Raw genomic sequence first — 14,668 nt, forward strand, 5'->3', positions numbered from 1 at the left:
CTTGTCAAACAGGCAAAGGGCGTAACTTGCTATTTCTTATCCGACCTCAACACTAACTCAACCCGCCGATTTTGTTTTTGACCGTCTTCATTGAGGTTATTCGCAACGGGGGCGTATTCACCTACTCCACTCGCTTCAAGCTGACTTCTCGGTATTTGATACTCCTGAACCAGTGTTTTGACGACCGCACTGGCACGTTTTTCGGCAAGCTTTTGGTTGTATGACTGAGTGCCTTTGTCGTCAGTATGCCCGACGACATAAAACGCCCAGTCAGGGTGTGCTTTGAGGTAAGTGGCGAGGATATCTAATACGGGTTTGGCTTCAGGTAACATTTTGTCACTGTCGAACTCAAACAAGAGGCCATCGAGTGCGACATGCCCTTCCTGTGCCATTTTGTCCGTGAGGCCTTCGAGATCTATGACCACCCTGTCATCAACGAGTTGCGTTTCCTCTACGATGCGCAACTCACTCCAAAGCCCATTCACATACCCCAGCACGTAAACCATTACATGAACATTCCCTTCCGGACGTTCGAGTTTGTATAAACCATAGTGCTGACTCTCATCACTCCCGATGTCGATTAACGCTTTCAGTTTTCCATTGAACTCACTTTCTTTCCCGCATCCTTCTTTGCCTTTACAACGGAAACTGGGTTTAAAACCGAGCTTGGTTAGGGCTGCATGGTAGTTGGCAAACACTTCATACTCTGAATATTGTCGCGGTAAGTTATAGCCAATGTCCGTTACCTTCCCTGCTTGCTGAGTAATAATTGGCTTTTTTTTATCGAAGCCAGTAAGTAGCAACGTCTCTCCATAGCCATGTTGGGTATAATCTTGAATCCAAGCTCCGGGTAGCCGTTTAATCATCGGATGATCAGCACTTCCCCTCTTATCCTTGTGGCTCAAGTCTTTAAAGGTAATGACTTCAGGGGCACTGTTGAGGTATTTCTCATCCACTATGACCAAATCCAGCGGCTCGGGAATTTCTTCCAGTACATCTACTTGCAATGCGGTCTTCTTCTTCCTAGTCACGGAAAAGATTGTGGCAATAACAGGCTTTGTTTCTGACGGTATGCGGGCGACCAGTATTGCTGGATCATCTCTAGATATGCTATCAACCGGCTTAATCACTGGCCAAATCTGTCGCTTGGTATCACCACACTTTTCCTCACCTTCACAACTAAATAAAATCTCCCCTCCTAACATGTTAACCTGAGCACGGTAGTTGTTAATAAGATGAAAGGGTTCGTATGAAGGAGGAAGTTCATAAGCATACCGCTTTAAGCGTCCACCAACCTCCTCAGTAACTAATTTCCCATTTTCACTCCCGACGATGATAGGAATGCGCGTGTAATGACGTGACCCTTCCTTTGACTCTTTGGCATCAGGTAGTGGGCTAAAAAGATCGGAGGCTTGCGCACTCGCCACGGAGAATACAGCAGTTGCCAGTAGGCTTGCGGATAAAAAGGTTTTCATTTTCATTATTCTGCATCTCCCTTAAAACACACTGTCTTTGGTGCATTCCGTCACCACTCGCATGCCGTTACCATCAATATCACCAATAGTTTCAAACTGCCCTGTCCCTAGGAACGTCACGATCAAGGAATCATTTTGTAGAAACGTGGACAAGCTTCGACAATCTTTGGGCTGCTCAATATTGAGGGTGTCGAGGCGAGAATCAGCAAAATCACTCCACCCCGTTACCGCGGTATTTGACAGAAGGAGTGCTCCACCCAATCTCGACACATCGCCAACCGATGAAAGTACACTGTTTTCGATCACGACATAATTGAGGTACGGCAACCCACTTAGCGGTGCTAGAGAATGAATGGTTGCTCCGGCGAGAACAACTTGCTTGAGTTCCTGAAACTGCGCCAAATCATCTAACACAATCGCTGCTCCATTCTGAAGCTCACAAACGACCTCCGGCAACTCATCGGTCATTTGCGCTTCAAACATCTCAGCAGATTGCTTTACACAGGTTTCGATATTAGGGTCAGAAAACGTAATTTCGCTGATAGGGCGTGAAGGAACGGGTTCCCATGCATCATCCTCTTCTTCGTGCATCTCCATCATGTCTTCTTCGTACATTTCCATCATGTCTTCTGGCAGAGGGGGGATGTCGCCATCTTCAAACCCCTCCCCCTTCATCGCATGAGCGAGGAAGCCAGCTACAACATCGCCTTCCATCGCATTGAATTGTTCAAAGATAGGCTCGGCATCCCCCACGACACAGAGTGTCTGCACAGCAAACATGCTTGGTACTGCAAAAAAGCTGCCGCTCTTAAAGCCAAGTTCCATGATAGAAAGCAAGGCATCTTCTTCAGTGCCTACGGCTTTTAACTGCGGAATCCTATTCGCATAATCCTTTAATTTTGAGACCGTATCCCTAAACTCACCAATGACTTGGGGGCGATAACAGGTAGACTCTTCACCCACCTGATTTAAATACGTCTGATATTCCGCAATATACAAGTTCCCAAGCCTTGCATTGTCGTGCGCGAGCGATGCCATTTTACCGAAATCAACACTTCGAATGGCCGCTAAGGCCGACTCTGTACGGTTCTGTACCTCTTCCATCTTGTTTAGAATCGCGCCAAATTCTTCTACGTTTTTTTCCGCATCTGCCAGTATCTCTTCCGTGTTGTCATTGAGTGCTTCTGTGGCGTCGAGAACCTGCTCGATGTTCGCATCGGCGGAAACATTCAACGATGAAAACGACAAAAAACAACACAGTAAAATCTCACCTAACCCAACCGCCTTGTTTGAACTCTTCAAACAGTTCCTAGCCATATAACACTCCATCACTTGTTGTTTTCATGCTTTTCTTACGTATCACGCTTCATCAATATGAAACGGCTTGTCGCACAATTTGGCGATGTCCTTACCACGCTCAATGAGTTCTTGTTTGCTGCCGGCAATCAGTTTCTGCCGCTTTCCTGAATCAAACAGTACGGTTAACTCAAACACTTTCCTGCCATAGCGATCTCGTCCTAGCAGTGCCCTTGAGACCGCGAAACCTCGAATAGCATCGAGGTTCGCTTCAAATTTATAGATGGGGAACAGACTGGAAATTTGGCGGATGAAACGACGTCTATTTCGGTCAATCACCATGCCATGCTTTAGGAAGGTCAGGTGCCAACCAAACGCCGTCCACACTGCCCAAATGAAAATGTCATCGCTCGACTCAATGGCGCCTAGGGTGGCAAGAAAGGCTGAGGCCGCCAAAAAAACACAGCCAATCAGCTTGATAACAATGCCTCCACCTAACTTAAACTCTGTCACGCCACTCTTCGACTCTTCTCCCTGCGTCATGACATCAACTCCCCAGCGCGTTAACCAAGTACAACCCAATCGCCACAACAAACGTGACTGGAAACACCCATATCAAGCGCCAAAGCGAACCTTTAATCTCATACTCCCAACACTCTGTATTCGCCCCTTCACTAACCGTATTCGGGGCTGAAGCGCGAAGAGGAACGGTATTGGGCCATGCAGATACACTGTCCATGATTTCAATCTTGTGTTGCTGCCAAAGGAAAATGGCGAGATCTGACGTTTGTTCAAAATTGCCCACACTATTGCGCCATACACGCTCTCCTTTCACGCTCAGTTCCAGCCAGCAACCATTCTTATGTTCTACGATGGGCGTGACGGTTAGTGTGCAATCTGATAGCGGCCAAAAGGTGATTTCAGAAAGAGGCAATCCACGCCACCCCGAACAACGAGCGACACGATGCTGACTGAAAATGTAATGTTCACGTCGTGATAAAAGCACAAAGCTTAACAGTGAAAAAAAGATGGCGGTTCCGATAAAAAAATAGGTATCACCTGTTCCTTTAACCGATGAAACAACGGCCATGACGATGGAACTACTGAACGGGATTAGGCTGACAATGCCAAAGACAGAGAAGATCTTTTGCTTCACACCAACGAGATAAAATTGGCCTTGCTTGTTTTGTTTGAGGTGGTAGCGCGAGCCCCAGTAAAGGTCGCGGTAAGCAATGTCCATCCGCTATCCTTGCGTATGCTTCCCAAATAATAACCATACTGCCGCTGTGATAATCGGTCGATAACGCGCATGTGTTAATAGTTGGACATTCGAGGAATTTACGCAAAGAAGCGATGTCACTGCGTCATTTTCGATTTATCTACGAAAGCGGGTTTGAAAATAAAAAAGAGCCTCATTTGAGGCTCTTCAATACGGGATATATCCGCGTTATCAGTAGAAAAACAGACCAATAACTAAAGTGTGGAAGACAAAACCAATCAGTAAAGGCACAGAGGTTCGTTTCACCACTTCAAATGGCGCAAGTTTGGCACCACTTGCCACGGCGATAACAACACCTGACACCGGGGACATAGCACGGCCCATATGAGAGGCTTGCTGCATCGGCAAGATCATCGCTATCGCATTGGCTCCCATGCTCGCAGCAATCTGAGGGATCAGCTCTACAAACGCGAGGAACGGTGCGTTACCCGAGCCCATGATGATGGCAGCCGCTAACGTGACGACAGCAAATACCACCGCCATAGCAAATGGCGGCAAGCCAACATGCTCAGAGAACGCAATAAGCTGTTCGATCGCCCCAATGGTTTTGATGCCGTGTGCAAACACACCTGCCGCCACCAGCAAACAAACCACGGTGGTGAACGCAACACCCATGCCGCTCAGAAACTGGTTGAAGCCATCACAAACCTGTTTAAAGTCGCGCTTTCTCGCCATTTCGACCAGCAAACAAATTGCCATACAGAAAAGTACGATAGTCACGATATGCAGTTTGATACCTTCAACAAATAAGCTAGATGTACCGACAGCAAAAATGATGGGTAGCATTGGCAACAAGGCATAATAGCCTGGCGCCGAACCTGTATCTGATGCAGAAGTCATCGTTGCTTTTGACGGCAATGTGTTCGCTTTTTTGTCACAGTGACGTTGCCAGAATATGTGCGCAATACCCACTACCAGCACAGTTGCTAACGCCGCTGGCCCTTGGTAGTACACCACATACTCAACAACATCCATGTTCACTGCTTGTGAGCCACGGATAGCATCTATCGCCGTTGGGGTGTAAGCAATCGCCAACGACGTCGCGATAACGCCTGCCGCGGATGCAGCTGACAAGCCCAACCCCAGCATGATTGGGAACATGGTTCCCATCAACAGCACGGCGAGGCCTGTCGCTGAGCCAATGGCAAGTTGAAGACCGCTTGCGAACAAGTAAGAAAAGAACAGCAAAATATACGGGGAGCTCATGCGTTGCAGTGGACGCGTAACCACACGCACCACCGCAGCATTGGCACCAATATGGTCCATATATTGTGCAAAGCCCATCAAGGCCATGATCATCAAGCCCAACTCAGCCGCACGCGAGCTGAACAAAATGCGCATGAACTCAAAGCTGTCTAGTGCTTCAAGGCCTGTCGACGCAACGTTCTTCGGCAAAATAGAGCCAACGCCCAATAGCTGCGTTGCCACCATCAGAGTAAAACCTGCGACAAACAAAACCAATTCTGCGCGGTACCCTTTCAAGATCAGTCGAGCAACCATCACAGTAATGAGTAGTGCCAGAAAAACCTGAATCATTATGAGGCACTCTTATCAAAGTGACGGCGTGTTTGCTCAACCACCGCTAGTACCACATCGCTTGCCGCCTTCAATGATTTAACAGGCAGATACTCATAGATGGAATGGAAGTTGTGTGCGCCCGTGAACAAGTTAGGGCAAGGCAGGCCATTTTGAGACAGAATCGAACCATCATAGCCACCACGCATTGGAATCACGTTTGGCGTAATACCACACTGCGCATAGGCCGCTTTCGCAATATCAATCGGGTAACGGTTTTCACCTTTCAGACTGTTTTCAACGTTGGAGTAACGGTCAGACACCGTCAGCGTCACGCTGCCTTCACCCCAAAGTGCATTGCAACTCGCCTCCATCGCCTTCATGAACACTTTGCGTTGTTCGTAACCCTCTTCAGTAAAGTCACGAATATCAATGGTCAACACGGTTTCAGCACTGCTTCCATGCAGCTCTTTCACCCAATAGTAGCCTTCGCGGCCTTCGGTATATTGAGGTGCTTCACCACCTGGCAGCATAGCGATGAATTTGTGTGCCATCAGCAACGAGTTCTTTAGCTTTCCTTTCGCCGACATTGGGTGTGCAGACTGTCCGTGGAAAACCACTTTCACATCGCCAGCATTCCAGTTTTCATACACCATGTCGCCGATCGCACAGCAATCCAACGTGTAGGCAAAATCTGCTCCAAACGCCTCAACATCAAATGCTTTGGCACCACGTAGGCCAACTTCTTCGTCCGGTAGGAAACCGACTTTAATGGTGCCATGAGGGATCTCAGGGTTCGCTTTAAGGTGTGCAAGCACGTTCATGATCGCCGCAATTGCGGCTTTGTCATCCGCGCCCAGCAAGCTGGTACCATCGGTCACGATGATGTCGTCACCCAAGTAGTTTTCTAGTTCAGGGAATTCTGATTGCTTCAGGTAAATCCCTAGCTCTGGGTTCAGACAAAGGTCACCACCGTTGTACGGCAGAATCTGCGCATTCGTGTCGGTGTCACGCTCGGCACTGGTATCTAAGTGACCAAAGAATGCTACCGTTGGAATATCTTGGTTGGTATTGGCTGGCAAAGTTGCCGTTACGATGCATTTATCATTGACGTTAACGTCTTCAAGACCGAGCTCAATCAGCTCGTTTTCGAGATGACGAGCCAGCTCCCACTGTCCGTCTGATGATGGAATTTGACCTTGAGCGGCGTTCTTGCGATTGCAGGTTGTATTGAATTGGGTGTAACGGATAAAACGACTAACAATATCCACGGTGCGTCCTTTCTATGCATCGAAAAATTGCCGTCAATATAAGCACCTATTTCACAATAAAATGTGATATGCGCCGCTTTTATTTTGAAAAGATATCGATATTTCTTCCATAATATCAATAGGTAACAAGCCTGTTAAAAGGGTGTTCTTATTTCATCTCTGACACATTCGCAAGCTGTTGCCTGACGTATGAATTTTGTTCTGTTCGCGTTACCATTTACCCGTCACTCAACATCCCATTACTAAACGCAACGGAACATGAATGCTCTCAATTCCTCTTCCTTTTATCGCTTCGTTACTCTTGCTACTCACTGCCATTGTTGTGAGAACTAAACTGCCTCAATCAGGGCAAAAAGCGGTTTGGTTTATCCTTCTTTGTGCGGTCGCAACAGCCATCGTCGGATTAAGGTGGAGTTTCGATGTCCCTTTGTTTCGTTTCATACAACCCATCACGGGCGCACTTATCCCCATCGCAGCGTGGCTATGTTTTGCTAATGCACGTGGCAATCACCGCCAACGTTGGCTTCATATTATTGGCCCGCTTGCTGTTACAGTCTGCGCATTTAACTATGGGACATGGCTCAATGCTGTCGACATACTCCTTATCGCCCTATATGTCGGGTACGGTATTGCGCTTTTCGCGACCTCATTCTCAGTTCCAGCCCGCGTCAGAATAACGAACATCCATACTGTTAATTCCGCTGAACGTGCAGCAGGCGGACTGCTGCTATTTTCTGCATTCATTGATGGCGTCTTAAGTTATGACTTTATGGCCAACAACGCCGATCACGCGAAGCTCATCCTTTCAATCAGCTATCTCATACTCATCCCAGCGATTGTTTATGCCGTCGTTATTGTCAGTGCGAGCGTGCCTCCGAAAGCCAACAATCAAGAAGATCTTACTGCGTCGTTAAATCCGCCGACACCTGCAACGTCGACCCTCAGCCAAATCGATGCAAAGAACATTGTCGATAAACTCGACGTGCTGATGAAAGAAAAGCAGGTATTTCTCGACCCAGACTTAACCCTGAATCGATTGGCGAGAAAATTAGGGATTCCTGCACGGTTAATATCCCAAGCGGTGAATCACGTGTGTGGAGAGAACATTTCAAAAGTCATGAACGGATATCGAATTGAATATGCCAAACAGTTACTCACCAATACCAATGAGAGTATCTCTGATATCTACCTACAATCAGGTTTTCACACTAAGTCGAATTTCAACCGTGAGTTTTCACGGATTACCGGGCAGACACCGTCCGCCTATCGACAAACTGGCGAATAACTCTCCGACAACTCACTTCGTATAAACGCCCCTTCGTTAAATCAATAATGAGACATGTGAATTCTTTTCTATACTCACAAATAACTCACTTATTGATAGAGGGATTATCAATGAACTACTTACGTTGCTTCATTGCGGCTATTTGGGTGCTCTCCTTCTCAGCATTTGCTGAAGTAGGTGTCACAGACAAAACCATTACGCTAGGCATGAGTAATGCCCTCTCTGGCCCTGCATCTGGGTTGGGTAATGGCGTGAAAGCAGGCACCCTCGCCTACTTCGAAAAAATCAATCAACAGGGTGGCGTGCACGGCCGAAAAATAAAAGTCATCTCTCTTGATGATGGCTATGAACCTGATCGTGCGGCAAAAAATGCGAAACGTCTTATCTACACTGACAAAGTCTTTGCACTTGTTAGTTTTGTCGGCACACCAACGTCGAAAGCTGTGGTGCCCGAAGTTAACCGCGCAAAAATCCCTTATATCGGTCCTTTCACGGGTGCAGAGTTTCTTCGTAACCCCGCCAATAAGAATATCTTCAACGTCCGGGCAAGTTACTTCAATGAAACTGAAAAACTCGTTGATCATTTCATCAATGATCTTGGTTACAAGAAAATCGCCGTATTTATACAAGACGATGGATATGGCGCAGCAGGCAAAGCGGGCGTTCAACGCGCACTGAGAAAGCGTGGTCTGAAAATCTATGCTGAAGGCAGATACCAGCGTAACACGCTGGATGTTGAGCAAGGTCTGAATACCATCATGGCGAAACAGCCCGATGCGGTCATTATGGTCGGTGCATACAAAGCCTGTGGAGCCTTTATTAAGATGGCGCACAGTAAAAACTTCTATCCCAAGTTCGCTAATATTTCTTTCGTCGGCACCAAGAAACTAATCGCTGAACTCGGTGCTTCTGGCGACGGTAGTTATATATCTCAAGTCATGCCGAACCCCGATGAAAGTACACTCAAAATCATCTCTGATTTCAAAAAGGATTTGAGTGCCTACGGTGTCGATAATCCCTACTACACGCAACTGGAAGGCTATTTAAATGCCATGGTTATTGTTGATGCACTAAATGAAGCCGGCTCTCAATTGACGAGAGAAGGTTTTGTGGGTGCGCTAGAGGGAATGAAAAACAAAGACTTTGGCGGATTGCAGGTTAATTTTGGCAAATCAGACCGTCAGGGTTTAGATGATGTCTATCTGACCCAAATAGAAAACGGCAAAGCCATTCCGATTCAAAAAATGAAGTGATCGTATGACAACGTGGATAAAACTCTTTTCCAGACTGTCTTTACGCTATCGTATTTTGCTGCCATTAATTGGCAGCATTACGATTTTCCTGACAGCCGCAGCTCTGTTCTTTCACCAAATGACAGCGACAGAGCTGTCGAGAATTCAACAGGGGAAAGTTGAATCGCTAGCAAATTTTCTAAAGCAATCTAGCGCGACATATATTCTTAACTACGATTTATCCGCTTTGGAAGATTTCGTCAACGTCGGCATGCAAGATGATGACATTGACCACATTGAATTTGTCGACGGACAAGGGATCCCGTATACGGAAATCCAACCCAAAGAAATCAGTGTCAACGCAGAAACCTACTCAGAGGATATTCTGGCTCAAAATGGCACCTTGCTTGGCAAACTCAATATTATTTATAACGAGAAAAACTCGACAGCCGCACTGCAACGTAACCTAAAAGTTGTTCTGTTTTGCTTTTTCGCCATTATCGCTCTCCTCTGCGGCATCATCTATGTAGTGGCATCCCGACTGTCTAAGCCGCTTATTGCGATTACACAAGATCTCTCTACCGTATCTGATGCCGCGTTAGACAATTCTCGCCTCGTATTGAAAGGGGCAGAAGACCTTGCCTATGGCGTTGAAAAACAGCGAGCAGCACTGGACTCCAATGTCTCTGCCATTTCAGAAATTACCGAAATGGTTAAACGGACCAATGAAAATGTCTTGAGCTGTTTAGACGTTTCAAAAGGGACACTGGAGCTAAGTAGTACCGGTAGCAAGAACATGGATCAAATGGCACATTCTGTGGTCTTGATAGAAAATTCGAATAAGCAACTGCAAGAAATCAATGTCATTATTCAGAAAATCTCTGATTACACCAAGGTTATTCACGACATCGTATTTCAAACGAAGCTTCTCTCACTCAATGCCTCTATTGAAGCAGAGAGAGCAGGCGAGCATGGCCGAGGATTTGCCGTTGTTGCGCAAGAGGTAGGTCAGCTTGCGCTCATGTCAGGGCAAGCTTCACAAGATATTGATAAGCTGCTTAAGGATTCTATGACCACCGTCGGTGAAATCGTGAAAGAAACCGAAATACGCGTGAAGGAAAGCAAATCGCTTTCAGAGCAAACGCAGGTGAGCTTTTCGAGCATTTCCGAACAAATTGAAGGACTAGCCAAAGAAATTGATTCATTCAGCGAAGCCTTCAACCAACAGATGAAAGGGATTGTTCAGGTCAATTCTGCGATGGAATCCATGGCTGGCATTGTTAACGACAATCATCAAATTGCCAGCGCAACGTCTGAAGTATCCATGAGTTATAAGGAACAAAGCCAAAAACTCAAGGAAGTGACAGATACCATTAAAGACCTCATCAAAGGGAGCAGGAAAGCATCATGATTTCCCGCGGTGCTTCATACGGTCTTAAAAATCACATTCAGCACTGAACGTCATGCGTTCATGCGTGTAAGGGTGGTCAAACGACAGTTGTTCTGCGTGTAGATGCAAACGCGTGTCTTTTTCGCCGTATAAACTGTCACCGACCATCGGCATGTTCAGCCCCATGTAATGAGCACAATGCACACGCAGTTGATGTGTGCGACCCGTTTTCGGGTACATATGTAGCTTACTTCGGCCCGCTTCAACGCGAATCACCTGCCAATATGTCGTCGCCGGTTTACCGTGTTCAAAACAAACCAACTGGCGTGGCCTATCATCTGGGTCACCACGCATTGGCAAATTAATTTCACCTTCTGACTGTTCGACAATGCCTTCCACCGTCGCAATGTACCGCTTTTCTACCCCACGCGTTATAAACTGCTTTTGCAAACTCTTGTTCGCACGCCTTGTCAGGGCAAAGACCAACAACCCGGATGTCGCCATATCTAATCGGTGCAGCACAAAAGGCCCTTCAACATTTGGGAACAAAGCTTGCACACGCGTGTAAGCCGAATCTTTTATGGTTTTCCCCGGAACAGAGAGCAGGCCAGAAGGCTTGTTGACCACAACAATGGCCTCATCTTGATAGATAACCTCTAACGTTTTGTCTTCACCCCAGTTCATTTCAAGAGGATTCGGGTCTACGTCTAACCCTTCCAGCATATGATTCAGAATTGGATTACATTTCCCATGGCAAGAGGGGTAGAACTTTTTGTGTTGGCGCACTTCTGATTTAGGAGATACTCCCCACCAAAACTCGGCCATCGCGAGAGGCGTAAAACCGTGTTTATACGCGTAATGGAGCAACTTGGGTGCGGCACACTCTCCCGCGCCTGCTGGCGGCACAGGGTTTGTCGTGGGTGCAAAGATGTCTGTGAGCGACTTTTCCTCTCCACGCGCGTTGAGGAAGCAATATTGCTCAAACAGCTTGTTTTGAAGGGCATTGGACAGTGTTTTACGTTCTTGCTTCGCCAGTGCAATTTCACTCGTCAACGCAGTTAAAGCAGATTGGATCTGGTCGATTTTTTCGTCCCACTCCAATTTCAGGTATTTGAGCACATTCTTTTCAGCCACGCTTTGCTTGGCTAAATCACCTAAGGCTTGTGCTAACGCCTCACCGGTCAGCGTTGACTCCGCCTGTTGGCGCTGCTCTTTGCGTGCTGCGCGTCCCTCAATCATAGATTGACGATGCTGCTGTTCCAGCATTGTGTAATTGTTTTTCTGTTGTGCCAACTGTGCAGTTAGCTCTGATACCAATGGGTCCGCAGTGAGCGTTTTCACTTTGGTATTGAGCCTCGTTATGCTCTCCAATTCCTGTTGGAAAAAGCACTCTTCAGCCAACATATCAAACACAGGGGGCACAAAATGCGTCAATAAATTTTGTTCCGCTATTTTTCCCGAGAATGCACTGAAATAGCCTAGTTCACCGTTTGGCGACCGCACTAACAGCACACCAAACATTTTCCCTGTCCCTGAGTTCGCAGCAGGTTCATGTGTGTCTGTCAGCCCGAAATCGTGTTGCCAATCGGATTGTGTGATCAGGTGATGCTGCAGTTCTTGTGCGGCGAGGACGCAAAGCGGATGCGGCTGATAGTAAAATGGAAACGTAAACGCACTCGGCAGCTCGAATTGATCGATAGTGGCATGGAAACGGGTAAACAATTCGTCTGGTTGGTGCATGGTTAAATTCTATCAGCGACACAAAAGGAGGCGCGATTTTACCTGTTTAAACGAGGAATTCCACCTCGGTGCCCAGTCGCAAAACAGACTTTTCCTTTCGACGTGCCAATCACTGGGAGTGAGAGCAAAATCAGGTTCCGAAAAAACGCATTTATTCGACAATTTGCCCTGCAAATCCGCCATTCACCATTGGCGATTGTTGCTGAATTGCACAGATTCAGCTCAGTAAACTTTCAGTGCGAACGAAACGTTAAAATATTTATTTCCTGCTGCTAACAATAGAGCTATATTCTCAACCCAGCATAAGCCACTACTTATTGTGGCATGGGCACTATTTTTACTTGTTAATGGAAAGTAACATGGATAATGAAATCCGATTACGCGCTCTTGAGCAAACCGACCTTCGCTTTATTCACCAACTGAACAACAACCGTTCAATCATGTCATATTGGTTCGAAGAGCCGTATGAGTCTTATTACGAACTGGAAGAGTTGTTCCGCAAGCACATCCACGACAGCAACGAGCGTCGCTTTATCGCTGAAAATGGTGAAAAACAATCTGTTGGCTTGGTTGAGTTGGTAGAAATCAACTCCATTCACCGCAACGCTGAATTCCAAATTATCATTGCCCCTGATTATCAAGGCTGTGGTTACGCACGTACACTGATCAACAAAGCACTCAACTATGCTTTCACGATTCTAAACCTACACAAAGTGTACTTGAGCGTGTCAGTGCATAACGAAAAAGCGATTCACCTCTATGAGGATTGCGGCTTTGTTGAAGAAGGGCATTTAGTCCAAGAGATATTCGTAAACGGCGAATATTGCGATATTAAGCGCATGTACATTCTACAAGATACGTACCTTAAAAATCGCGCAAAGAAATAAAGCATTGTAGAAGGGCTTCCCCATTGAGAAGCCCTTTTTTAATGACTTAGATAACATCAGTCTATTCACTCTCCCTTAAAAACATTCCAATTCCTATCCCTAAACAACTTGAAGACGCCTAGGTATATCCTATTTCCTAAATCTGATTCACTTGCCACCTCACCTCTTTCTCAAACTTACACACTGCTCCATTCGAAAAATTCACCTAGCGAAATGTATCAGTTTCAAGCAGCTTCACGTGGGTGAACAAATTCCATGGAGTTTATATTCTTATAATATCTGGAGTTAGTATGGCTAATTACACGTTTCGAAATCTGGTATTTGAAGGTGGGGGCGTTAAAGGTATTGCCTATGGTGGTGCCCTCAAAGAATTGGAACATCGAGGTATCCTGTCCGGTATTGAGCGAGTTGCTGGAGCGTCAGCAGGTGCCATTACCGCTGTTCTGCTTGCTGTGGGATATAACTATAAGGAAGTATCCGATATCGTCGCAGAAACAAACTTTAACGATTTCGCTGATGATAGTTTGGGGGTTGTCCGAGACGCCAATCGGTTTTTGAATGACTTTGGTTGGCACGAAGGAGAAGTGTTTCGTCGCTGGATAGGCAACCTGATTCGAAACAAAACGGGAAAGAAAGATCTGACATTCAGAGAGCTACAAACCAAGAGCAATAGTAAAGAGCTCTATCTTGTCGTTACCAACCTATCCGACCAAGTTGCAGAAGTCTTCTCGCACAAAACCACACCCGATGTTGCGGTCAGAGATGCAGTAAGAATGTCTATGAGCATTCCTTTGTATTTCAAATGCGTACGTTATGGTTCAGATAAAGACATCATGGTCGACGGTGGCGTGACTTGGAACTACCCAGTAAACATTTTTGACCACGAATCCTATTTATCCAACCCAGACAATGGAGAGAAGGTTACCTACAACACAAGTGACGGCTATGAATTCAATCACGAAACGTTAGGTTTTAGGCTGGATGCAAAGGACGAGATTGCCGCCAATAAAAACAATTGGTCGAACGTACCGAAAGATATCGACAACATTTTGAACTATGCAGTCGCAATGATTGGCTTTATGCGTTCAGCGGCAAACAAAAGGCATCTGCATAAAAACGATTGGAACCGCACAATATTCATTGACTCGTTAGATGTCACCACCACGGATTTCGACCTTAGCCGTGAAAAAATCAACGCGCTGTTGGAAAGCGGAGAACGCGGCGTTAATGCGTACTTTGACTGGAGAGACAACGACGCCGAGTTCAACAAGAAGCCATCTTGATAATTGGAAACGTAG

General features: G+C 46.4%; 12 protein-coding genes. 5 read left to right on the top strand and 7 right to left on the bottom strand.

Annotated elements, in window-relative coordinates; genetic code table 11:
* Positions 1-29: 29 nt before the first annotated feature.
* The 6 genes from LRP49_RS02115 to pepT form a co-directional block, all read right to left on the bottom strand.
* On the bottom strand, positions 30-1,481 hold the full coding sequence (locus tag LRP49_RS02115) for an OmpA family protein (RefSeq protein ID WP_274139849.1): 1,452 nt from the start codon (positions 1,479-1,481) through the stop codon (positions 30-32).
* Between the two features lie 15 nt (positions 1,482-1,496).
* Positions 1,497-2,792, bottom strand: a complete 1,296-nt coding sequence (locus tag LRP49_RS02120) for a hypothetical protein (protein WP_274139850.1) — start codon at positions 2,790-2,792, stop codon at positions 1,497-1,499.
* Positions 2,793-2,834: 42 nt separating this feature from the next.
* The gene (locus tag LRP49_RS02125; protein ID WP_274139851.1) at positions 2,835-3,314 is read right to left on the bottom strand and encodes a hypothetical protein; all 480 of its coding nucleotides are present in this window, start codon (positions 3,312-3,314) and stop codon (positions 2,835-2,837) included.
* A gap of 4 nt (positions 3,315-3,318) precedes the next feature.
* Positions 3,319-4,011 carry a hypothetical protein gene (locus LRP49_RS02130; RefSeq protein WP_274139852.1) on the bottom strand — a complete coding sequence of 231 codons (693 nt, stop codon included), beginning with the start codon at positions 4,009-4,011 and terminating at the stop codon, positions 3,319-3,321.
* 210 nt (positions 4,012-4,221) lie between these two features.
* Complete coding sequence (gene dcuC, locus LRP49_RS02135; RefSeq protein ID WP_274139853.1) at positions 4,222-5,586, bottom strand: C4-dicarboxylate transporter DcuC; 1,365 nt, start codon at positions 5,584-5,586, stop codon at positions 4,222-4,224.
* A complete protein-coding gene (gene pepT / locus LRP49_RS02140) occupies positions 5,586-6,836 on the bottom strand; it encodes a peptidase T (RefSeq protein ID WP_274139855.1) in 1,251 nt (416 codons plus the stop codon). Before pepT ends, dcuC begins: the two co-directional genes overlap by 1 nt.
* A gap of 262 nt (positions 6,837-7,098) precedes the next feature.
* Between pepT and LRP49_RS02145 the strand changes: the two genes are divergently transcribed.
* The 3 genes from LRP49_RS02145 (at position 7,099) to LRP49_RS02155 (ending at position 10,764) form a co-directional block, all read left to right on the top strand.
* Positions 7,099-8,121, top strand: coding sequence for a helix-turn-helix domain-containing protein (locus tag LRP49_RS02145; protein WP_274139857.1), 1,023 nt, complete (start codon positions 7,099-7,101; stop codon positions 8,119-8,121).
* 110 nt (positions 8,122-8,231) lie between these two features.
* Positions 8,232-9,374, top strand: a complete 1,143-nt coding sequence (locus LRP49_RS02150; RefSeq protein WP_274139858.1) for an ABC transporter substrate-binding protein — start codon at positions 8,232-8,234, stop codon at positions 9,372-9,374.
* Positions 9,375-9,378: 4 nt separating this feature from the next.
* Positions 9,379-10,764: a methyl-accepting chemotaxis protein gene (locus tag LRP49_RS02155; RefSeq protein WP_274139859.1), complete on the top strand. Its 1,386-nt coding sequence runs from the start codon at positions 9,379-9,381 to the stop codon at positions 10,762-10,764.
* A gap of 24 nt (positions 10,765-10,788) precedes the next feature.
* Here the strand turns inward: LRP49_RS02155 and LRP49_RS02160 are convergent, their stop codons facing one another.
* Positions 10,789-12,483 (bottom strand): RluA family pseudouridine synthase, encoded by a 1,695-nt coding sequence (locus LRP49_RS02160; RefSeq protein WP_274139860.1) that lies wholly within the window; start codon positions 12,481-12,483, stop codon positions 10,789-10,791.
* 359 nt (positions 12,484-12,842) lie between these two features.
* On the opposite strand from LRP49_RS02160, the gene speG reads away from it, so the two are divergent.
* Positions 12,843-13,370, top strand: a complete 528-nt coding sequence (gene speG / locus LRP49_RS02165) for a spermidine N1-acetyltransferase (protein WP_274139862.1) — start codon at positions 12,843-12,845, stop codon at positions 13,368-13,370.
* A 290-nt stretch (positions 13,371-13,660) separates the two neighbouring features.
* On the top strand, positions 13,661-14,653 hold the full coding sequence (locus LRP49_RS02170) for a patatin-like phospholipase family protein (protein ID WP_274139863.1): 993 nt from the start codon (positions 13,661-13,663) through the stop codon (positions 14,651-14,653).
* Positions 14,654-14,668: the final 15 nt, after the last annotated feature.

Origin of the sequence: Enterovibrio qingdaonensis, from assembly GCF_028683135.1 — a bacterium.
Taxonomy (GTDB): Bacteria; Pseudomonadota; Gammaproteobacteria; order Enterobacterales; family Vibrionaceae; genus Enterovibrio; species Enterovibrio qingdaonensis.

Bases quoted from the DNA above. Each gene is read 5' to 3' on its own strand.
- LRP49_RS02115 (WP_274139849.1), bottom strand. From the start codon at position 1,481: ATGAAAATGAAAACCTTTTTATCCGCAAGCCTACTGGCAACTGCTGTA.
- LRP49_RS02120 (WP_274139850.1), bottom strand. From the start codon at position 2,792: ATGGCTAGGAACTGTTTGAAGAGTTCAAACAAGGCGGTTGGGTTAGGT.
- LRP49_RS02125 (WP_274139851.1), bottom strand. From the start codon at position 3,314: ATGACGCAGGGAGAAGAGTCGAAGAGTGGCGTGACAGAGTTTAAGTTA.
- LRP49_RS02130 (WP_274139852.1), bottom strand. From the start codon at position 4,011: ATGGACATTGCTTACCGCGACCTTTACTGGGGCTCGCGCTACCACCTC.
- dcuC (WP_274139853.1), bottom strand. From the start codon at position 5,586: ATGATTCAGGTTTTTCTGGCACTACTCATTACTGTGATGGTTGCTCGA.
- LRP49_RS02145 (WP_274139857.1), top strand. From the start codon at position 7,099: ATGCTCTCAATTCCTCTTCCTTTTATCGCTTCGTTACTCTTGCTACTC.
- LRP49_RS02150 (WP_274139858.1), top strand. From the start codon at position 8,232: ATGAACTACTTACGTTGCTTCATTGCGGCTATTTGGGTGCTCTCCTTC.
- LRP49_RS02155 (WP_274139859.1), top strand. From the start codon at position 9,379: ATGACAACGTGGATAAAACTCTTTTCCAGACTGTCTTTACGCTATCGT.
- LRP49_RS02160 (WP_274139860.1), bottom strand. From the start codon at position 12,483: ATGCACCAACCAGACGAATTGTTTACCCGTTTCCATGCCACTATCGAT.
- speG (WP_274139862.1), top strand. From the start codon at position 12,843: ATGGATAATGAAATCCGATTACGCGCTCTTGAGCAAACCGACCTTCGC.
- LRP49_RS02170 (WP_274139863.1), top strand. From the start codon at position 13,661: ATGGCTAATTACACGTTTCGAAATCTGGTATTTGAAGGTGGGGGCGTT.